This is a genomic window from Pseudomonas xionganensis (assembly GCF_009763245.1).
Taxonomy (GTDB): Bacteria; Pseudomonadota; Gammaproteobacteria; order Pseudomonadales; family Pseudomonadaceae; genus Aquipseudomonas; species Aquipseudomonas xionganensis.
Genome location: NZ_WKJZ01000001.1, coordinates 513133 through 532238 on the forward strand (window position 1 = coordinate 513133; position 19106 = coordinate 532238).

Genomic DNA, 19106 nt, shown 5'->3' on the forward strand with positions numbered 1-19106 from the left:
GGTGCACCGATCATAACCGAGTCATGGCGCCAATGCGGCGTGCTTGATGGATTCGTTAGCCCAATGCCGAGCCTAAGCCTGTGAACCTGTTGCAGCATATCGCCCAGTCGCGCCCCCTGTTACGCAAGTCCGAACTCAAGGTGGCCGATCACGTCCTGCACGACCCCGCGTCGGTGATGCACAGCTCCATGGCCGACCTGGCCCATAGCGTCGGCATCAGCGAGCCGACCATCGTGCGCTTCTGCCGGGCCATCGGCTGCACCGGCTTTCAGGACCTCAAGCTCAAGCTGGCGCAGAGCCTGGCCGCCGGCGCCAGCTTCGGTCAGTTCGCCATCCATGAAGACGATTCGGTGGCCGACTTCAGCCTGAAGATCTTCGACACCACCCTGCACACCCTGATCGAGGTGCGCGAGAAGCTCGACCCCGAGGCCCTGCAGCGCGCCATCAATGCCTGCGCCCAGGCCCAGCGCGTGGAGTTCTACGGCTTTGGTGCGTCCGGCGCGGTGGCCGCCGATGCCCAGCACAAGTTCTTCCGCCTGCTGCTCACCGCCGCGGCCTATTCCGACCCGCATATGCAGGCCATGAGTGCGGTGACCCTCAAGCCCGGCGATGTGGCCATCTGCATCTCCCAGTCGGGGCGCTCCAAGGACCTGCTGATCACCGCCAACCTGGTGCGCGAATCCGGCGCCACCCTGATTACCCTGTGCCCCAGCCAGACCCCGCTGGCCGACCTGGCCACGGTCAACCTGGCCATCGACGTGCAGGAAGATACCGAAATCTACACCCCGCTGACCTCGCGTATCGCCCATCTGGTGGTGATCGACGTGCTGGCCATGGGCGTGGCCATGGCCCGCGGGCCGAGCCTGGTCAACCACCTCAAGAGCGTCAAGCGCAGCCTGCGCAGCCTGCGCCTGTCGCCCAAGTCGCATAAGAGCGCCGAGGACTGAAACCTGTTCAGGATCTGCTGCGCGTCGGCCCTGCTGCGTTAAAAACAGGCTCGGAATGCTCATGTACAAAAGTACACTCCGCTTCCTCGCCTGTTTTTGCCTTGCAGGACTCTAGCTCGCAAAATCCTGAATCAGGTTTGGCACCGCAGATTTTCTCCCGCTTGGCGCGCGCCATCAAAGCGTCATATCCCAGGCAGATGCTGGTACTCCCTTATTCAGCCTGGGAGTTGCCCCTATGTCTGGCTATTCGGATAAATCCCCATCCCGCGAACTTGGCGATGCCAAGGCCCGGCGCAAGTTGCTGGACCAGCGCCGCATGGAATACCGCCGCGCCATCGAGAGCTACGCCGAGCAGCGCCAGCTGCAGCATGAGCTGGTGGACTACCCGGAGCTGATCGCCGCCAATTACCTGGACATGAGCCGTAGCCTGCAGCCCAGGCTGGCCCAGGCTGTGCCGAATTCGGCATAGGAGCGGGGCAAAGGCATCAAGTCGGACGCTGCGCGATAAGCCAGGCTTGAGGGCATTGTTCTCAAGGAGTGTGCTGATGCCGCGACTGACATTGCCCCAGGCCGAGCAACTGGCGCAGGCCATACTGCGCCGCCATGGGTTTAGTGAGGCTTATGTGCAGAGCATCGCCGCCACGGTGCTGGCCGGCGAGCGCGATGGCTGCAGCTCCCATGGCCTGTGGCGTCTGCTCGGCATTGTGCAGACGCTCAAGGCTGGCAGAGTCGAGCCTTGCGCCGAGCCGCAGGTGCATGACCAGGCGCCTGGTGTGGTGCGGGTGGATGCCCGGGGCGGGTTTTCCCAGCTGGCTTTTGCCGCCGGCCTGCCGCTGCTGGCGGACAAGGCCCGGACCAACGGCATCGCAGCCCTGGCGATCAATCACTGCGTGCACTTTTCCGCCCTCTGGATCGAGTTGGAGGCGCTGACCGAGCTGGGGCTGGTGGCCCTGGCCTGCAACCCGACCCAGGCCTATGTGGCCCCGGCCGGTGGCAGTCGGCCGCTGTTCGGCACCAACCCCATTGCCTTTGGCTGGCCGCGTGCCGGGCAGCCGCCCTTTATCTTCGACTTTGCCACCAGCGCCATTGCCCGGGGTGATATCGAACTGCACCGCCGTTCGGGCGAGCCCTTGCCGCCCGGCTGGGGCGTGGATCGCCAGGGTCGGCCTAGCACGGATGCCACCGAGGTGCTGGACCAGGGCGCCATGCTGACCTTCGGCGGGCACAAGGGCTCGGCCCTGTCGACCATGATCGAGCTGATCGCAGGGCCCTTGATCGGCGATCTGACCAGCCTCGAATCCAGCGCCCATGATGCGGGCTCCAAGGCCTTGCCCTACCACGGGGAATTGCTGATCGCCCTGGATCCGCAGCGCTTTCTTGGCGAGCAGGCCGCCCAGCATCTGGCCCGGGCCGAGGCCCTGTTTATGGCCATGCAGGCGCAAGGCGCACGCCTGCCCTCGCAGCGTCGTTATGCCGCCCGGGCTAACAGCCTGGAGCAGGGCGTGGAAATCACGCAGACGCTGTATGACGATCTGCAGGCGCTGCTGGATTAGCCGGTCGTCATAAAAAACCCGGCCGAAGCCGGGTTGAAATCACAGGCACCGCCTATCCGTGCCGACACGAAATCAGAGCAGCGGCGCCCGTGTCTGTTGCCCGTCCACCAGGCGTTCGAGGCCCAGGGGGTTGGCGTTTTGCAGGGCCTTGGGCAGCAAGGCGTCCGGATAGTTCTGGTAGCACAGCGGGCGCAGAAAACGCTCGATGGCCAGGCTGCCCACCGAGCTGCCGCGGGCATCCGAGGTGGCCGGGTAGGGACCGCCGTGGACCATGGCATCGCAGACTTCCACGCCGGTGGGGTAGCCATTGAGCAACAGGCGCCCGGCCTTGTGTTCCAGCAGCGGTAGCAGCGTCGCACACTGGGCAAGGTCTTCCGCTTCGGCGATCAGGCTGGCGCTGAGCTGGCCGTGCAGCGCCTGCACGGCGCGTTGCAGCTCATGCAGATCGGCCACCTCGACCAGCACCGTGCAGGGTCCGAAGACCTCCTCCTGGAGCAGCGGGTCACCCCCCAGCAGCAGGCTGACATCGGCCTGGAACAACTGCGGCCAGGCCTGGCGCCCCTGCTGCGGCTGGCCGGCCAGATGACGCACGCCGGGGTGGCCATGCAGTGCAGACACGCCGTTCGCGTAGCTGCTCAGGGTGCCGGCGTTGAGCATGGTCTGCGCCGGTTGATCAGCCATGCGCGCGGCGAACTCGCGGGTAAAGGCGCCGAATGCCGGCGAACTCAGGCCAATGATCAGGCCTGGGTTGGTGCAGAATTGGCCGCAGCCCAGGACCACCGAGGCGCTCAGTTCGCGGGCGATCTGCTCGCCGCGGGCCTTGAGCGCCGCCGGCAGGAGGAACACCGGGTTGATCGAACTCATCTCGGCAAACACCGGGATCGGCTGCGGCCGCGCGGCGGCCATGTCGCACAGGGCACGGCCGCCCTTGAGCGAGCCGGTAAAACCGACTGCCTGGATCGCCGGGTGCTTGACCAGCCACTCGCCGACCCCGCCGCCGTAGACCATGTTGAATACCCCGGCCGGCATGCCGGTCCGCTCGGCGGCGCGGATAATCGCCAGCGCCACCAGTTCGGCGGTGGCCATATGGCCGCTATGGGCCTTGAACACCACCGGACAGCCGGCGGCCAGGGCCGCGGCGGTGTCGCCGCCGGCGGTGGAGAAGGCCAGTGGAAAGTTGCTGGCGCCGAATACCGCCACCGGACCGACGCCGATCTTGCACTGACGCAGATCGGCGCGGGGCAGGGGCTGGCGCTCGGGCTGGGCGCGGTCGATGCGCGCGCCGAGGAAATCGCCGCGGCGCAGCACCCGGGCGAACAGGCGCAGCTGGCCGCTGGTGCGCGCCCGTTCGCCCTGTATGCGTGCCGGCGGCAGGGCGGTTTCGCGGCAGACGATGGCCACGAAGTCATCGCCGAGGGCATCGATCTCCTCGGCGATGGCGTCGAGGAACTGGGCGCGCTGTTCCGGGCTCAGCTGGCGGTAGGCCGGGTAGGCGGCCTCGGCGGCGCGGGCGGCGGCGTCCACCTCGGCCTCGCTGGCCTGGTGGAAACTGTAGGGCAGGGCCTCGCCGGTGCTGGCGTCGAGGCTGTGCAGGAGAGTCTCGCCGGCGGCGCTGCGGCCGCTGGCGATAAAGTTGTGGCCGGTGATGGTGGGCATGCTTAGCTCCTGGCGGGGCCGGTGATCGGATCGACCCGGCGTGGCGGATCGGCCGGCAGCGCGGGCGCAGTCGGCCGAGGTTCGGCGATCAGGCGAGGTTGTGTTCGGCCGACCAGTTGGCGTACCACTGGCGGAACAGCCTGTACTGGGTCTCGGCGTAGTGGCGCTGGGCGTCACTGAGCGCATCGCTGGGGTTGAAGTGCAGGCTGTATTCCGGATCGCCGCCCAGCACCATCAGGTGCTTGTAGTAGAGGACCAGGTCGCAGCCTTCGTCGAAGGACGACAGCACGTTGAGCGCCTCGGACAGCTCCAGGGCGCGGCGACGGGCGATGGCGTCGCCCTGGGCTGCCTGCTTGCTCAGCTCGACCAGCTGCAGCACTTCGCGCGGCAGGACGTTGCCGATGCCGGTGATGGCGCCGGTCGCCCCGCAATTGACGAAGCCATGCATCACCTGGGTATCGACCCCGGCCATCAGGATCACCTGGTCATCCTGCGAGGTGATGTGTTCGGCGGCGTAGCGCATGTCGGCGGCGCCGCCGAACTCCTTGAAGCCGATCAGGTTGGGGTACTGGCGGCGCAGCTTGAAGAACAGCTCGGCGCGGGTGGCGAAGCCGTAGTAGGGGCTGTTGTAGATCACCGCCGGCAGCTGCGGCGCCGCTTCCAGAATGGCGGCGAAGTGCGCTTCCTGGGCGGCCGGCGAGGCCCCACGGGACAGCACGCGTGGAATGACCATCAGGCCGTGGGCGCCGACCTTGGCGGCGTGGGCGGCGTGGGACACGGCTTCGCGGCTGTTCACCGCGCCGGTGCCGACGATGGTCGGGATGCCGGCGGCGACCAGGCGCGCCACCCCTTCCTGGCGCTCGGCCTCGGTGAGCAACGGCCAGTCGCCCATGGAGCCGCAGTAGACCACGGCGCTCATGCCGGCCTGGATCAGATCTCGGCCCTTGCGCACCAGGGCGTCGAAGTCCGGCTTGCGCTCGGCGGTGCAAGGGGTCATCAGGGCGGGGATGGTGCCGGTGAAGATGTTGCTGCTCATGCTGTTGCCTCCTGGGCAGATTAAACGTATTTCGTATACGAAGATAAATGGCCGTATTCGGCCCTTGGTTCCATGGGATAGGCCTGGGAGCCTGCCGGACTTAACACTGTTCTACTGCGGAAAAGCCGCTCTTCTAGATGGAGGGGGCCATTTTTGCTGCTCTTTCTCGTTTAATAGCTCGCTATTCGCCTCGAAAGACCAACAAAACTGACTCAAACCGAGCTTTCCCTCGCTACGAACGGTCAAGCCCGACAGGCTCCTGGGCCCGGTTTATCGCACCGCTCAGAGCGCGGTTAGCTAATCGTGAAAAACAGCTGTCAGGGCTCGACCGGCCAGGTATCGCTCAGGCGATAGCCCTCGGGCCAGGGGTCGTCCGGGTCGAGCAGGTGCTGGTGGGTGCCGGTGATCCAGGCGCGCCCGGCGATGCTCGGCAGGATGGCCGGACGCCCGGCGACCTCGGTCAGCCCTTCGATCCGGCAGTGGAACTGCGAACCGATAATCGAGCGGCCGAAAAAGGCCTCGCCCACCTGCAGCTGGCCGCGCGCCTGCAGTACCGCCATGCGCGCCGAGCAGCCGGTGCCGGTGGGCGAGCGGTCGACCTTGCCGGGACGGATCACCACCGCGCCCGCCGCCGAAAGCACGCCGTTTTCCCGTTGCAGCGGGCCGGCCAGCTGGCAGAAGGAGATATGGTCCCAGTCCTTGTTCAGTGGGTGAACGAAGCCCAGCTGCTCATTGGCCGCGCGGGTGATGCGCAGGCCGGTGGCGGCCAGGTCGGCGGCCTCGTCGGCGCTCAGGGCAAAACCCAGGGTCCGGGCGTCGGCGATCACGAAGCTGTCGCCGCCGTAGGCGGTGTCCACCTTGAGCGTGCCCAGGCCTTCGACTTCGAGCAGGGCGTCCAGGCGGTCGGCGAAGGACGGCAGGTTGCGCACCTCGACCCGCTGCACCTTGCCATCGCGACACTCGGCCAGCACCTCGATCAGCCCGCCGGGGGCTTCCAGACACAGCCGGGTCAGCGGTTCCTGCATCGGCAGGATGCCGGTCTCCAGCAGTACGGTGGCCACGCACAGCGAGTTGGAGCCGGACATCGGCGGGGTGTCGGCCGGCTCCATGATGATCCAGCCCATCTGCGCCAGCGGGTTCTTCGCCGGCAGCAGCAGGTTGACGTGGCGGAACACCCCGCCGCGCGGCTCGTTCAGCACGAAGTTGCGCAGGCGCTGGTCCTCGGCGATCCAGCGCGACTGGGCCCACAGGGTGTCGCCGGGTGGTGGAGCGACGCCGCCAACTATCACGTCGCCCACCTCGCCTTCGGCGTGGCAGCTGACTATATGAATGACTTTGCTCGAGCGCATATCAAAGTACCGATTTGAGGAAGTCGGCGGTTTCCGCCATCTGCGGGTTGCCGATCACCTGATCGGGCGAGCCGATCTCGTGCACCAGGCCATTGCGGAAGAAGGCCACGCGGTCGGACACATCACGGGCGAAGCGGATCTCGTGGGTGACCAGGATCATGGTCATGCCCTCCTCGGCGAGCAGGCGCATGGTGTCCAGTACCTCACCCACCAGCTGCGGGTCGAGCGCCGAGGTGGCCTCGTCGAACAGCATGTAGTCCGGGCTCATGGCCAGCGCGCGGGCGATGGCCATGCGCTGTTGCTGGCCGCCGGAAAGCTTGCCGGGGAACACCTTGAGCTTGTCCGCCAGGCCGACGTGGGTCAGCTGCTTGACCGCCATGGCCTCGGCGTCCTGCTTGCTCAGGCCGAGCACCTTGCGCGGCGCCAGCATCACGTTCTCCAGCACGGTGAGGTGGGGAAAGGCGTTCCACTGCTGAAAGACGATGCCGATCTTCTGCCGCAGCTTGTTCAGGTCGGTGCCCGGGGCATGCACCTCGGTGCCGTCGACGCGGATGCTGCCGCGCTGGATCGGCTCCAGGCCGTTGATGCACATCAGCAGGGTGGACTTGCCGGAGCCGGAGCCGCCGATGATCGACACCACCTCGCCCTTGTTCACCGTCAGGCTGACGCCCTTGACCACTTCCAGGTCGCCGAAGGATTTATGCACCTTGTCGATTTCAATCATTTTCCTGCCACCTTTTTTCCAGGCGGTTGCCCAGCTGGGCCACCATCAGACTCATGAGGTAATAGATAAGGCCGGCGATGCACAGCACCAGCAGTGGTTCCTGGATGCGCGTGACCACGCTTTGCGAGGTGCGCAGCAGTTCGAAGATGCCGATCCACATGACCAGGGCGGTGTCCTTCATCACGCTCAGCACCAGGTTCAGCCAGCCGGGGAAGGCCACCCGGGTGGCCAGGGGCAGGACCACGAAGCGCAGGTCCTGCCAGTAGCTCATGCCCAGGGAGCGGGCGGCGCGGCGCAGGTTGGCCGGCACCGCCTGGATGCCGCTGCGCACGATCTCGCTGCAGAAGGCGGCGGCGTAGATGCCGAGCACCAGGCAGCCGACGGCGAAGGCGCTGATATCCAGGCCGGCGATGCTTTTCAGCGAGTTGAACAGGACGAACTGGATCAGCAGCGGCACGCTGCGAAACACATCCAGCACCCAGGCAAGGGGCAGGCTGGCCCGTGGCAGGGCGGCGCGCAGCAGGCCGCAGAGCACCCCGGACAGGGTGCCGATAAGCATGGCGGCGGCGGTCAGCTGCAGGGTCACCCAGGCGCCCTGGAGCATAAACAGCAGATCGCTGGCGGTCAGACTGGTGGAAAACATGGCGTGGCCCTCAGTAGCGGAACAGCCGCCAGGCCATCAGCCGGGCGCTGAGCACAATGGTCTTGGCGATCAGGTAATAGAGCACCGCCGCCAGGGCGAAGTACTCGAAGGTACGGAAGGTCTTGACGTTGTAGTCCTGGGTCACCCCGGTCAGGTCGTTGTTCAGGCCGACGATCACCCCCAGTGAGGTCATCAGCACCGCCCAGACCATCTGGTTGGACAGGGGGTGGAAGACGATGCGCAGCAGCTGCGGGACGATGATCAGGCGATAGGCCTGGAAGGCATTCATGCCCAGCGAGCGGGCCGCGCGCATCTGCGTATCGGGCACCGCCTTGAGGCCGCCGCGGAAGTTCTCCGCCAGGTAGCCGGCGTTGTTGAAGGTGATGCCGGCCAGCAGCGCCAGCCAGGAGCTGACATGCAGGCCAAAGGCGCCCAGACCGAAATACAGGATGTAGATCTGAAACAGCGAGGGAGTGTTGCGCGCAATCGATACCCAGGTTTCGGCGAACCCGCGCAGCAGCGGGTTCTGCTGCTGGCGCAGAAGGGTCAGCAGCAGGGCGATCAGGGTGCCCAGCAGCATCGACAGGGCGGCGGTCTCCAGGGTCACCCAGGCACCATTGAGCATATCCGGCAGGGCCTTGAAGGCGATGCGCCAGTGGAAGCTGTAATCGAACATCAGTGACTCCCTAGGGGTTGGTGGCTGCCCAGCCAGGCGGGCAGCACTCTGGCGTTGCGTCCACTGCAGGCCGCCTCCACGCAGGCGGCGAGGCTGCCGAAATGCACCTGGCGACCCACCAGGCCGGGGGCGTAGTGGGCGTACTTGCCGGAGTTGGTCATCAGGTTGCGGGTGCCCGGAGGCACCACCGGCTCGCCGAGCATGCACCAGCAGGTGTCGGTGATCAGGCGTGCGCCGAAGCGCTCCAGCGTGGTCACATGGCCGGCGGCCATGGCCTGTTCGTGCACGGCGCGGCCGCAGGTCACCACCAGGACGGTGTCCGGATGGCTGCGCTGGCCTTCGCAGAGCTCGGCCAGGCGCGCCAGCTCGCTGGCCGAGCAATGTGGGTTACCCAAGGCAACCAGGCTGACCTCGGCCGAGTCAGCGCTGTTGAGCTCCCGCCAGCTGTTCAGCAGGTCGGCGAGGGTCACCTGCAGCTGCCGGGCCGGCGCCTGGTCGCCGAGGTTGTGGGTTACATCCGCTGCCTCGGGGGTGACCCCGGCGATGTGGAACATGGGCGCCGCCGAGGTGGTGGCGAACGCGGCGCCGAAGGCCTTGAGGTCGTCGCTGCTGGCGGCGCTGCGCTCCAGGCCCGTGAGCAGCGGGATGTTGCGCCCGGCGAGCAGGCCCACGTGGTAGCCGAGCAGGGGCCAGAAGCTGTCGTCCGGCTCCGGCGGGTACTGCACCTCGATCAGCAGGGCCGCTCTCCGACCCTCGTCCAGATGCGCTCCGCAGCGCGGCGCACGGCCGGTCAGGGCGATGCAGATATCCAGGTAGTCCGGGTACTTCAGGGTGCGCGCGCCCAGCACGCTGTTGGCGTACACCACGGCGTTGGATTCGGCCCAGACGATCTGCTCGCCCAGCGCCGGGGCGCTGTCCAGCAGGTAGGGCGCGCAGGTGAAGCTGAGTTGGGCGCCCATGGCCATATAGACATCGCCCAGCGCGCTGGCCGGCTCGCCGAAGCGCGGCTCGATGCCCAGGGCGCGCCAGCGCCGCTGGTCCACCGAGATGGCGTTGAGGGTGGTGGGGACGCAGACTTGCGCACCCCAGTCGCGCAGCTGCTCGGCAAAACGCAGGCAGGCCGGGCCGGTGTAGATGCAGCCGTCGATATGCGCCTGGCTGATATCCAGCAACTCGGTGGCGCCCATCAGTTCCGCCATGCGCAGCACCAGCTGCATGGCCACCTGGGCAGCCTGGCCGTATTCGCCGGCGAGCAGGGCGCGGTCGCGCGCATTCAACGACAGTGAGCTTTGCCGCTGCTGGGCGGGCGCCAGGGGCTCGGGCTGCCAGGGGGCAGCCGCTGCATCGGCAGCCAGCAATAGCTGCTCACCATCTATGTGCACGCTGCTCCCGGCATGCTGTTCAAGCTCGGCGAAGGCGGCATGGCCGATGCACAGCACCGGCAGTTGCACGTTGAATACCTGCTCGGCGACCAACGCGCCGAGGGTGAGAATTTCGTCGGGTTCGGCCAGCACCAGTGCCGCCGGTGCCGGACCGTTTAGGATCAGTTCCAGCAAGACGCTGCTGCCAGTGCAGGAGCCGCGTCCGCTGGGAATGGCCAGTACGCGCCCGGCCAGGGATTGCCCGCTCAGCGGATGGTGTCGATCGATCACCTCCGCGCTGAACGGGTCGACGCCACCCCAGAAGCTCAGGCCCTGGTCGGCCCAGAGCAGGCTGCCCTGGCCGCGACCGGCCACAAGACTGCGGCCCTGGATTCTTGTCACCGTCATATCTATCGCTCCCGAGCGCGCTCGATCAGTAGTACACGCCAGGAACGGTCAGGGTCGCCGGGCTGATTTCATCACCCACCCACTTGGCCCACAGCTCGTGATAGCGGCCGTTGCGCACTTGCTGGTTGACGAACAGGTTGAGGTAGTTGAGCAGGCCGTACTCGTTGCGCTTGGCCGCCAGGGATACGTAATCGACCACATAGGGCGCGTCGCCGGCGACCTTCAGGCCCTTGTACTTGCCGGACTTGAGCGTGGCAGCGGCCACGGTGTTGGTCACCACGGTGGCGTCGATATGACCCTGGGCCACGGCGAGGATGGTGTCGTTCTGGTTCTGGTAGGCGCGGAAGCTGCCACCGTCCCAGCCCTTCACGTCCTTTTCCAGGGCGATGGCCTCATAGGTGCCGCTGGTGTTGCCCACCGGGCGCCCCTTGAGGTCGGCATAGCTGTCGATGCCGGTGTCCTCGCGGGTCAGCACCACCATCTGGAAGGCGAAGTAGGGCATGGTCATGCCCACAGTCTTGGCCCGCTCCAGGGTGTCGGAGGTGGAGGCGACGATCACGTCGGCGCGCCCGGACACCAGGGCCGGGATGCGGTCGGGGAAGGGTGTCTCGACCACTTCGGCCTTGACCCCCAGCACACCGGCCAGGTCATTGCAGTAATCCACATCGAAGCCGGCGGGCTGGTTCTGCTCGTCGCGAAAGCCCATGGGCGGGAAGTCCAGGGTCACGGCACAGCGCAGCTTGCCGGAGCCGATGATGTCATCGAGCTTGTCGGCATAGGCGTTACTGATGAGTGTGCTGCTCAGAAGGGCAAAAGTGACTGCGGGAATCAGCGGGTTTTTCATGGGTATCTCTCTTCTCTCGTGCGTGGGGCAGATTAGGAGTGATGCTTGAGTATTACGGATTTCGTATACGATATTAGATATGCGAATGCCGTGCCATTTCTCCCCTGGCGCTCTTATGGGGGCTGCAAGGCTTTAAAAACGGGGCTTGAAGGCCAATGGGCGGGATGCGCGCAGAACGGTCGATCAGGCGCGGCTGTGAAGCGGGGTGACGGCGGTGTTACCTAAGGGAGCAGGCTGTGGCAAGACTGCACAAGCGCGGCGCACTCAGCGTCGCTGCAGGGACTCACGGTACTGGCTGGGGGACATGCCGGTATGGGCCTTGAACTGACGGCTGAAGGCGCTGTGGTCGGTGTAGCCGCAGCGCAGGGCGATCTCGGTGATGGCCAGGTTCTCGCTCAGCAACTGGGTCGCCGCACCGAGGCGGGCCTTGTGGATCATCTGCCGTGGGCTCAGCTGAAAGATGCGCTGGCAGTGGCGCTCCAGTTGGGCCACCGAGAGCCCGGCAATGGCGGTGAGTTCATTCAGGCTGATGGGGCGAGCGAAGTGCTGGCGGATATGCGCGTCAACTGCCGCCACCTTGGGGTAGGCCGGGTGCTGGGCATTGGCGTGGGGCAGGTCGCAGGACACCCCGGCCATGCCGATGATGGCGCCCTGGGCATCACGCAGCGGCAGCTTGTGGGTCAGGCACCAGCCGGGCTGGCGGCCGGGGTAGAGATGCAGCTCCAGCTGATTGTCGAGGCGCTGACCGGCGCTGAGTACCTGCAGATCCTGCGCGGTGTACAGCGGACCCAGGCGGCTGGGGAAGACTTCTTCGGCGGTGCGCCCGAGCAGCTGCTGCTTGTCCTTGCAGCCCAGGCGCTGCACCAGGGTCTGGTTGAGCAGCAGGTAACGGGCCTGGCGATCCTTGATAAAGAACACCACGCCGGCCAGGGCGTCGAGCAGCGGCGCGATGCCCTGCAGGCTGCTCACCAGGCTGGCTATATCCGTGGCGGTGCTACTGGGTAGCAGGGCGAGTGGGTGGCTCGGGTTGGACATGGGCAGGCTCCGCAATTGCCCGCAGGATAAGGCCTGGCCGCCAGCCTGAACAGGCGGCGGCCGGCTTACTCGGGTTGCCCCAGTTGCAGCAAGGTATCGATGCGCGCCGGGCTGAAGGGTGGGCGGGGTGCCGGCGGCTGCCAACCGAACAGTACCTGAGTGGCGGCGCCACAGATGCGACCCTGGCAGGCGCCCATGCCGCAGCGGCTGGCCAGCTTGGCCGGGGTCCAGCCGCCATGCTCGCGCAGATCGGCCAGGGCGATATCCTCGCAGCGGCAGATCAGGGTGTCGGGCGTGGCCAGCTGCTTGACCGGCTCGCCCAGGGCAAAGCTGTGTTGCAGGGCGCGGGCAAAACCCTGCCAGCGCTGGCGTTGTGGCCACAGGTGGCGGGCCGCGGCGAGGTCGCCGACCGCCGCGTGGCCGGCGATGGCACCTTCCACCAGGGCCTTCTCGCTGCCACCGAAACCGGTACACTCGCCGGCGGCATAGATATCCACCTGGCTGCTGGCCTGCCAGTTATCCACGGCGATGCTGTTGTGCTCGATACGGCAGCCGAGGGCCTGCCCCAGCTGGGTATTGGCGATCAGGCCGAAGCCACAGGCCAGGCGCTCACAGGGGACTTCCTTGACCTGCCCGTTGATGCTCAGGCGCACCGCTTGCAGGTGGCTATCGCCCAGGGCCGCGATGACATGGCTGCTGGCCCGGTAACCGGGATGCCACAGGCCAAGGGCCTGCAGCAGCTTGTGCGGCCAGCGCGGCAGCTGCGCGGCGAAGCCGGCCACGGCGGCCCAGCTGGCCTGTTCGGCGATCTGCAGCACGCGGGCGCCGTTGGCCTGGGCGGTGGCGGCGCTGGCCAGCAGCAAGGGGCCGCTACCGGCAATGACCAGGCGCTCGCCGGCCACCGGCAGGCCGCCCTTGATCAGCGCCTGCAAACCGCCGGCACCGGTCACCCCAGGCAGGGTCCAGCCGGGGAAGGGCAACAGCAGTTCGCGCGCGCCCGTGCAGAGGATCAGCTTGTCGTATTCGATCACCCGGGCACAGGCGGCGTCTTCCACCAGCAGCTGCTTGGGCCCGGCCTGGGCAATCACCCGGCTGGCCGTCAGCAGCTGGATAGTGCTCTGGGCGGCAAGGCGTCGGCGCTGCTCGTGAACCTGGGGCGGCAGATGGGCCTGGGGGCCGTCGCGCCAGATCTGCCCGCCGACGGCGGGGTTGTCGTCGAGCAGGGCGATACGCGCGCCGCTCGGCGCAGCCGCCAGTGCGGCCGCCATGCCGGCGGGGCCGGCGCCGATAATCAGAATATCCACCTTCATGGTCGGCTCTCCACACGCATGCCATCGCGGCACAGGGTCTGGCAGGCCAGGCGGCGCTGGCCGTCGGTGCTCACGCGACATTCCTGGCACACGCCCATGCCACAGAAGGGCGCACGGCGCTGGCCACTCACCGAAGTGCGGCTGCTGCCGTCGCCGCCGAGCAGTAGCGCGGCGGCCACCGTGGTGCCCTCGTCAACCTTGAGCGGCTGGCCATCGAGGAGTAGTTCAGGCATGGGCGGCGACTCCGAGAAAGCGTTGCGGCAGGTAGGCGTCCGGCGCCAGTGGCGCAGTCTCGCCAAACAGTTGGGCGACCAGCAAATCGGCGCTGCCCGGCGCGGTGGTGACGCCCAGCCCCTCATGGCCGACCGCCAGCCACAGGCCCGGGCGTTGCGGGTGCTCACCCAGCAGCGGCAGGCCATCAGGGCTGGCGGCGCGCAGGCCGGTCCAGGCGCGGATCGCGTTGAGCCCGGCCAGGCCCGGCATATAGTCCACCGCGCGGCGCAACATCTTGCCCAGCATCCAGGGTTCCACCTCGGGGGCCTCGCTGTCGAACTGGCGCGAGGCCCCGATCAGCAGCTGGCCGGTGGGGCGCGGCTGGATATTGGCGGCCACCGAAGGGCCACTGGCGTTGTGGGCGCTGGTGACATAACCCAGCTCGACCAGAGTGTGGTTAACCCGACCCGGGTAGCGGTCGGTGATCAGCAGATGGCCTTTCTTGGCCTGGAGCGGCAGCTCCGGGCACAGCTCGCGGGCATACACGCCGTTGGCCAGGATCAGGACCTCGGCGCTGAGCCAGGCGCCATCGTCCAGGCGCACGCGCCGGTGGTCGATCTCCACCACCCTGGCCATGCGCAGTTCGATTTGCGCATGCTGCAGCAGCCAGCGCGCCGCATTGGGCGCGTAGAGGATGCCGTCGCCGCCGACCTTGAGGGCGCCATGCAGGGTCTGGCTCAGCTCGGGTTCGGCGGCCTGCAGGGCTGCGGCGCCGAGCAGCTGGCAGTCCAGGCCCTGCTCGCGCAGTACCTGGTACTTGGCCTCGGCCACGGCCATTTCCTCGGCATTGGCGGCCAGCCACAGGGTGCCGTTCTGCCGGTAGGCGCAGTCTGCCGGCATGTCTCGGCCCCAGTCGCGCCAGCGCTGCAGCGAGTATTGGCTGAGGGCCAGTTCCGCCGGGTTGTCGTCCAGTACGATCAGATGGCCCATGCCGGCGGCCGTGGCCGCGCGTCGCCCGGCATCCAGTACCAGCACCCGCAGGCCGCGCCTGGCCAGTTCATGGGCACAGGCCGCGCCGATGATGCCCGCACCGATGATGATGATGTCAGCCGACTGGCTCACAGGCGAATGCCCCAGGCGAAGGGGTCGTCGGCCTCGATCAGCAACTCGGCCTGGGCACTCAAGTGGGCGCGGCCGCGGATGCTGGGGATGATGCGGCCGTTATCGGCCCACTCGTAGCTGGCTTCGAACTGGCTGCCAATCACGCTGGCCTGACGCCAGATCTGCCCGGGCTGCAGCTTGCCGTCGGCGGCCAGGCAGGCCAGTTTGGCGCTGGTGCCGGTGCCGCAGGGCGAGCGGTCGTAGGCCAGGCCTGGGCAGAGCACAAAGTTGCGACTATCCGCTACATCGTCATCGGCGAATAACTCGATATGGTCGATCAGGCCGCCGTCGTCACCGCGCAGGCCCTGATCCTCCAGGGCCTGCTGCACGGCCGCCGCGTAGGCGGTAAGGGCAGGCAGATTGTCACCGGCTACGCGTAGGCCATGCTCGCTGATCAGAAAGAACCAGTTGCCGCCCCAGGCGATATCGCCAACCACCCGCCCATAGCCCGGCACCTGCACCTCGACCGCCTGGCGATAGCGGTAGGCCGGCACATTGCGCACGCTGACCGAGCGATCCTCGTGCAGCGTGGCGCTGACGGTACCCACCGGGGTTTCGATCCGATGCTCGCCCGGCCCGATACGGCCCAGATAAGCCAGGGATACCACCAGGCCAATGGTGCCGTGACCGCACATGCCCAGGTAGCCGCTGTTGTTAAAGAAGATCACCCCGGCACAGGCGCTGGGATCGACCGGCTCGCACAGCAGCGCCCCGACCATTACCTCGCTGCCGCGCGGCTCCAGCATGCAGGTGGCGCGCCACTGATCAAAATCGGCCGCCAGGTGTTGCCGGCGTTCGGCCATGCTGCCTCGGCCGAGTTCAGGAAAACCGCTTAGAACCAGGCGCGTCGGTTCACCGCCGGTGTGTGAGTCGAGAATGCGGATACGCTGCATGCTGTGCTGCCCCATGAACCCCTGAAGATGCAGCAAGGGTGCCGCCGGGGAGGGCCCGGCGGCTTGATGAGTTTAACTCAGGGTGATGACGAAATCGGCATAGCTCGAAAGCCGGCAGGGGGAGCAGTCGATTGCCCTTTGTCATGGCGAGCAGCAATCGGCCAGAAGCAGGCCTTTCAGGTTCTCAGCTCCGAGGCGGATAGATCTCTAGAAAATCAGGGGCGGTTAGAGGCATTTAATCGGTTGCGAAAGGTGGCTTATATGAATGCGCGACATTATTCGGTTGAGGGTGGAAATAATGACTATCTTCGTATGGTCTTGGCTGGAGCTAGTGGTGATCTGTCGCGCCCTGCGATGGGGTGGTTTACCAGAATGAGGGAATTTATTTGAATTGTTCAGATATTATTGATTGAATCTTTGGATTTTGTTGGTTTGAGATTTTTGCTGTGTGCTTCTTGGTTTGTATATATTTTTTTGGATAATATTCTGGAGGAAGAGATGAGCTTCGTTCTGGGGAAAAGAAAAGCAATTTTATTCGTGCTTTTAGTGTTGTCGCTGCTAGTGGTTTTTGTATTGCGCTTGGGAGAAAGCGTATTTTATTTTTATGGGGGCGGGGCTATTTTTAATAATTCGATAAGCATGAAAGTGCATGAGGTTACGGTTGGGGAGGCGAGTTTTTGCGTTCCTGAAGCCTATTTTGTTTATGCTAATTCACTGGATCCGGATAGTAGTATAGGGATTATTTTAAGCGTGAATCTTGAGGATCTTGAACCTTGGTCTCTATACGATGAGAGGGTTGGCTTTTCTAAGTCGCGAAATAGTCTCTCAAGAGATGAGGTTAATCAAATTGAAGCGAAGAAGTTAGGGCTTAAAATTGCTTACTCCAAGGAAGGTTCGCGTTCAATTGATAATCGATGGAAGATTCTTCTTGGTGTGACTGGGGTGCAGGAGGAAAACAGTGGGAAGTATATACGGCTAATGCCGTTGAAAGCCTCAATGTTTAAGTACTACTTGGTGCCTCAAGGGGCTGTTGACTACTCATATATAATAGGCTGCAATTCTGGGGCAAGATGTAGTTTGGAGAACTATTACGGGAATGGAGTCAGATATGAGATTTCCTTCGATGAGACAAAGCTTGATGCTGTTGGTGATATTGAAATGCGCTCTCGCCGTTTAATTGATAAATTCATCTGTGAGTAGTTCAGGGGCATAGAGATTTCGCTGAGTGATATTGAATTCTTGGTGCAGAACTCGCTATCGATTAAGGAAATGCACGCCAGGCCAATATGGCCGTGCGTGTGCGCTTTCAAACGAGAGACTTTTCAAGGGGGTTGGTAGTGAGCCCTGCCCCTTCCGCAGAGACTCTCCAGCAAGCTGCATGAGCGGAAAGGGGACCGATTTATTTATTGGGATCACCGTCCGCTCTGGCCTTTAGCAGTCCCTCACCCTCCCTGCACCAAAGACAAGCACAGCCGCCTGTAATGCGCTTCCCGCCTAGCCCGGCGTCAGCCGGTTGGGCAGATGGGCGTACAGGGTCTGGCACACGCCGTTGATATGCTCGGCGATCAGGGCGGCGGCGCGTTCGGCGTCGCCGGCGCGGCAGGCGGCGATGATCTCGCGGTGTTCCTGGTCGGCGCGTTGCTTGCCTTCGGACAGGCTCATCTGCATGCGCAGGTAGCGTTCCAGCTTGTCGTGGATGGAGCGGATCAGGTTGAGCAGAAAGGGGCGCTGCGCCGGCTCGTAGAGGCAGGCGTGCAGTTGCCAGTTGAGCTCGGACCAGCGGCCCACGTCGTCCTCGCCGAGAAAGGCGGCGCAGATGCGTTCAGCCTCGGCAAAGGTGGCCTCGCTCATGTTCGGCACGGCCAGGCGAATCGCCTGGACTTCCAGCAGCACCCGCACCTCGAACATCTGCGCCAGTTCCGGCTCGGAAATGCGCGTGACCACGGCGCCCTTGTTGCGCTGGAACAGCACCAGGCCCTCGGCCTCCAGGCGCTTGAGGGCCTCGCGCACGGGGATCTTGCTGACGTTGAACAGCTTGGCGATATCGTCCTGGCGAATCGGCTCGTCCTCGGCGAAATGCCCGGAGACGATGGCCTCGCGCAGATGGGTGGCGATCACCTCCGAGGCGGTCGGGGTGATGCCGAGGTTGGGCGCATTGAACTTGGGTAGGGGCACGCTGCTGTACCGGGCGGCTGGACGGACGCGAATATCATATACGCAATTCCCGCGTGGCATGGCAGGCGCTGATCAGGCAGTTGGTTCGGCGAAGCGCTGCGCCAGCTGGTTGATCAGGCTGCGCTGATCGCGCACGAAGGCGAAGAAGGCCTGGGCCACCGGTGACAGGTGCTTGCTGCGCGGGTGCACCAGGCACCAGCTGCGCAGCAGCGGCAGCTCGGCTACCGGCAGTTCGTGCAGGGCGCCGCAGGCCAGTTCGCGGCGCACCGCGTGGCGCGGCAGCAGGGCCAGGCCGAGGCCGGCCAGCACCCCTTCGCACTGGCCTTCCATGGAGCCCACTTCCAGGGTCTGGGGGAAGTGGGCGCGCTTCTGGTGGCAGTAGTCTTCGCAGGCCTGGCGGGTGCCGGAGCCGGCTTCGCGGATCAGCAATGGCCAGGCGGTCAGCTCCTGCAGGCTCAGGCTGCCGCAGCTGCACAGCGGATGTTCGGGTGGCGCCACGGCGATGATCGGGTTGTTGAGAAAGGGCAGGAACTCCAGGTCCTGATCGCTCGGCACCTGGGACATGATCAGCAGGTCGTCGCGGTTGGCGCTCAGGCGGCGCAGGACCTGGGCATGGTTGGTGACCACCAGCTGCAGGCTGACTTCTGGGTATTGCTGGCGAAATGCGGCGAACAGGTGGGGAACGAAGTACTTGGCGCTGGATTCCACCGCCAGGCTCAGCTGCCCCTGCAGCGAGCCCCTGAGGTCGGCCAGCTGCATGTCCAGGCTCTCCAGGCGGCCGAACAGATCGCCGCTGGCCCGCAGCAGGGCGTCGCCGGCTTCGGTCAGATGTAGCTTCTTGCCCACATAGTCGAACAGCGGCTGGCCGATCAGTTCTTCCAGCTGGCGCATCTGTAGGCTGACCGCCGGCTGGGTCAGGGCCACCTCCTCGGCGGCACGGCTGTAGGAGCGGTGGGCGCAGACCGCACGGAACAGCTGGAGCTGGCGCAGGGTCATTCGCAACAGGGCTTTACGCATGGCGCAACCGTCTGGGCTGGGGCTTTGTGGGCAAATATAAGCTTTTACTAATGCTCAATCTAATAAAGATTAATTTTTGTTATTCAGCTACCAGGCGTAGCGTGA

The 19106-nt window shown here is 65.3% G+C and carries 19 protein-coding genes; 4 read left to right on the plus strand and 15 right to left on the minus strand.

The window, feature by feature from the left end; translation table 11 throughout:
- The first annotated feature begins 80 nt into the window (after positions 1 to 80).
- From hexR to GJV18_RS02345, 3 genes are all read left to right on the plus strand, one after another.
- A complete protein-coding gene (gene hexR / locus GJV18_RS02335) occupies positions 81 to 947 on the plus strand; it encodes a transcriptional regulator HexR (protein WP_160343114.1) in 867 nt (288 codons plus the stop codon).
- Between the two features lie 235 nt (positions 948 to 1182).
- Positions 1183 to 1416 (plus strand): PA3496 family putative envelope integrity protein, encoded by a 234-nt coding sequence (locus GJV18_RS02340; RefSeq protein WP_160343115.1) that lies wholly within the window; start codon positions 1183 to 1185, stop codon positions 1414 to 1416.
- Between the two features lie 76 nt (positions 1417 to 1492).
- A complete protein-coding gene (locus GJV18_RS02345) occupies positions 1493 to 2500 on the plus strand; it encodes an Ldh family oxidoreductase (RefSeq protein ID WP_160343116.1) in 1008 nt (335 codons plus the stop codon).
- Between the two features lie 72 nt (positions 2501 to 2572).
- On the opposite strand, the gene GJV18_RS02350 is transcribed toward GJV18_RS02345, so the two are convergent.
- From GJV18_RS02350 to GJV18_RS02410, 13 genes are all read right to left on the minus strand, one after another.
- Positions 2573 to 4156: an aldehyde dehydrogenase (NADP(+)) gene (locus GJV18_RS02350; protein ID WP_160343117.1), complete on the minus strand. Its 1584-nt coding sequence runs from the start codon at positions 4154 to 4156 to the stop codon at positions 2573 to 2575.
- Between the two features lie 88 nt (positions 4157 to 4244).
- Complete coding sequence (locus GJV18_RS02355; protein WP_160343118.1) at positions 4245 to 5192, minus strand: dihydrodipicolinate synthase family protein; 948 nt, start codon at positions 5190 to 5192, stop codon at positions 4245 to 4247.
- Between the two features lie 317 nt (positions 5193 to 5509).
- Positions 5510 to 6541: a trans-3-hydroxy-L-proline dehydratase gene (locus GJV18_RS02360; protein WP_160343119.1), complete on the minus strand. Its 1032-nt coding sequence runs from the start codon at positions 6539 to 6541 to the stop codon at positions 5510 to 5512.
- A gap of 1 nt (position 6542) precedes the next feature.
- The gene (locus GJV18_RS02365) at positions 6543 to 7265 is read right to left on the minus strand and encodes an amino acid ABC transporter ATP-binding protein (RefSeq protein ID WP_160343120.1); all 723 of its coding nucleotides are present in this window, start codon (positions 7263 to 7265) and stop codon (positions 6543 to 6545) included.
- Positions 7258 to 7908, minus strand: a complete 651-nt coding sequence (locus GJV18_RS02370) for an amino acid ABC transporter permease (RefSeq protein ID WP_160343121.1) — start codon at positions 7906 to 7908, stop codon at positions 7258 to 7260. The genes GJV18_RS02365 and GJV18_RS02370 overlap by 8 nt, the downstream gene beginning before the upstream one ends.
- 10 nt (positions 7909 to 7918) lie before the next feature.
- A complete protein-coding gene (locus tag GJV18_RS02375; RefSeq protein ID WP_160343122.1) occupies positions 7919 to 8584 on the minus strand; it encodes an amino acid ABC transporter permease in 666 nt (221 codons plus the stop codon).
- Complete coding sequence (gene lhpI, locus GJV18_RS02380) at positions 8584 to 10353, minus strand: cis-3-hydroxy-L-proline dehydratase (protein ID WP_160343123.1); 1770 nt, start codon at positions 10351 to 10353, stop codon at positions 8584 to 8586. The genes GJV18_RS02375 and lhpI overlap by 1 nt, the downstream gene beginning before the upstream one ends.
- 25 nt (positions 10354 to 10378) lie before the next feature.
- A complete protein-coding gene (locus GJV18_RS02385; protein WP_160343124.1) occupies positions 10379 to 11197 on the minus strand; it encodes an ABC transporter substrate-binding protein in 819 nt (272 codons plus the stop codon).
- A 264-nt stretch (positions 11198 to 11461) separates the two neighbouring features.
- Positions 11462 to 12232, minus strand: a complete 771-nt coding sequence (locus GJV18_RS02390; RefSeq protein ID WP_160343125.1) for an AraC family transcriptional regulator — start codon at positions 12230 to 12232, stop codon at positions 11462 to 11464.
- 65 nt (positions 12233 to 12297) lie between these two features.
- On the minus strand, positions 12298 to 13542 hold the full coding sequence (locus GJV18_RS02395) for an NAD(P)/FAD-dependent oxidoreductase (RefSeq protein ID WP_160343126.1): 1245 nt from the start codon (positions 13540 to 13542) through the stop codon (positions 12298 to 12300).
- Positions 13539 to 13775, minus strand: a complete 237-nt coding sequence (locus GJV18_RS02400; RefSeq protein WP_160343127.1) for a (2Fe-2S)-binding protein — start codon at positions 13773 to 13775, stop codon at positions 13539 to 13541. The genes GJV18_RS02395 and GJV18_RS02400 overlap by 4 nt, the downstream gene beginning before the upstream one ends.
- A complete protein-coding gene (locus GJV18_RS02405; RefSeq protein ID WP_160343128.1) occupies positions 13768 to 14877 on the minus strand; it encodes an NAD(P)/FAD-dependent oxidoreductase in 1110 nt (369 codons plus the stop codon). The genes GJV18_RS02400 and GJV18_RS02405 overlap by 8 nt, the downstream gene beginning before the upstream one ends.
- Positions 14874 to 15809: a 4-hydroxyproline epimerase gene (locus GJV18_RS02410; RefSeq protein WP_160343129.1), complete on the minus strand. Its 936-nt coding sequence runs from the start codon at positions 15807 to 15809 to the stop codon at positions 14874 to 14876. Before GJV18_RS02410 ends, GJV18_RS02405 begins: the two co-directional genes overlap by 4 nt.
- Positions 15810 to 16307: 498 nt before the next feature.
- Between GJV18_RS02410 and GJV18_RS02415 the strand changes: the two genes are divergently transcribed.
- Complete coding sequence (locus tag GJV18_RS02415) at positions 16308 to 17009, plus strand: hypothetical protein (protein ID WP_160343130.1); 702 nt, start codon at positions 16308 to 16310, stop codon at positions 17007 to 17009.
- A 294-nt stretch (positions 17010 to 17303) separates the two neighbouring features.
- On the opposite strand, the gene GJV18_RS02420 is transcribed toward GJV18_RS02415, so the two are convergent.
- On the minus strand, positions 17304 to 17984 hold the full coding sequence (locus GJV18_RS02420) for a GntR family transcriptional regulator (RefSeq protein ID WP_325065235.1): 681 nt from the start codon (positions 17982 to 17984) through the stop codon (positions 17304 to 17306).
- Positions 17985 to 18056: 72 nt separating this feature from the next.
- Positions 18057 to 19001, minus strand: a complete 945-nt coding sequence (locus tag GJV18_RS02425) for a LysR family transcriptional regulator (RefSeq protein ID WP_160343132.1) — start codon at positions 18999 to 19001, stop codon at positions 18057 to 18059.
- Between the last annotated feature and the right edge of the window lie 105 nt (positions 19002 to 19106).

Bases quoted from the DNA above. Each gene is read 5' to 3' on its own strand.
- GJV18_RS02360 (WP_160343119.1), bottom strand. From the start codon at position 6,541: ATGCGCTCGAGCAAAGTCATTCATATAGTCAGCTGCCACGCCGAAGGC.
- GJV18_RS02370 (WP_160343121.1), bottom strand. From the start codon at position 7,908: ATGTTTTCCACCAGTCTGACCGCCAGCGATCTGCTGTTTATGCTCCAG.
- GJV18_RS02340 (WP_160343115.1), top strand. From the start codon at position 1,183: ATGTCTGGCTATTCGGATAAATCCCCATCCCGCGAACTTGGCGATGCC.
- GJV18_RS02345 (WP_160343116.1), top strand. From the start codon at position 1,493: ATGCCGCGACTGACATTGCCCCAGGCCGAGCAACTGGCGCAGGCCATA.
- GJV18_RS02355 (WP_160343118.1), bottom strand. From the start codon at position 5,192: ATGAGCAGCAACATCTTCACCGGCACCATCCCCGCCCTGATGACCCCT.
- GJV18_RS02390 (WP_160343125.1), bottom strand. From the start codon at position 12,232: ATGTCCAACCCGAGCCACCCACTCGCCCTGCTACCCAGTAGCACCGCC.
- GJV18_RS02365 (WP_160343120.1), bottom strand. From the start codon at position 7,265: ATGATTGAAATCGACAAGGTGCATAAATCCTTCGGCGACCTGGAAGTG.
- GJV18_RS02375 (WP_160343122.1), bottom strand. From the start codon at position 8,584: ATGTTCGATTACAGCTTCCACTGGCGCATCGCCTTCAAGGCCCTGCCG.
- GJV18_RS02385 (WP_160343124.1), bottom strand. From the start codon at position 11,197: ATGAAAAACCCGCTGATTCCCGCAGTCACTTTTGCCCTTCTGAGCAGC.
- GJV18_RS02395 (WP_160343126.1), bottom strand. From the start codon at position 13,542: ATGAAGGTGGATATTCTGATTATCGGCGCCGGCCCCGCCGGCATGGCG.
- lhpI (WP_160343123.1), bottom strand. From the start codon at position 10,353: ATGACGGTGACAAGAATCCAGGGCCGCAGTCTTGTGGCCGGTCGCGGC.
- GJV18_RS02415 (WP_160343130.1), top strand. From the start codon at position 16,308: ATGAGCTTCGTTCTGGGGAAAAGAAAAGCAATTTTATTCGTGCTTTTA.
- GJV18_RS02410 (WP_160343129.1), bottom strand. From the start codon at position 15,809: ATGCAGCGTATCCGCATTCTCGACTCACACACCGGCGGTGAACCGACG.
- GJV18_RS02350 (WP_160343117.1), bottom strand. From the start codon at position 4,156: ATGCCCACCATCACCGGCCACAACTTTATCGCCAGCGGCCGCAGCGCC.
- GJV18_RS02400 (WP_160343127.1), bottom strand. From the start codon at position 13,775: ATGCCTGAACTACTCCTCGATGGCCAGCCGCTCAAGGTTGACGAGGGC.
- GJV18_RS02425 (WP_160343132.1), bottom strand. From the start codon at position 19,001: ATGCGTAAAGCCCTGTTGCGAATGACCCTGCGCCAGCTCCAGCTGTTC.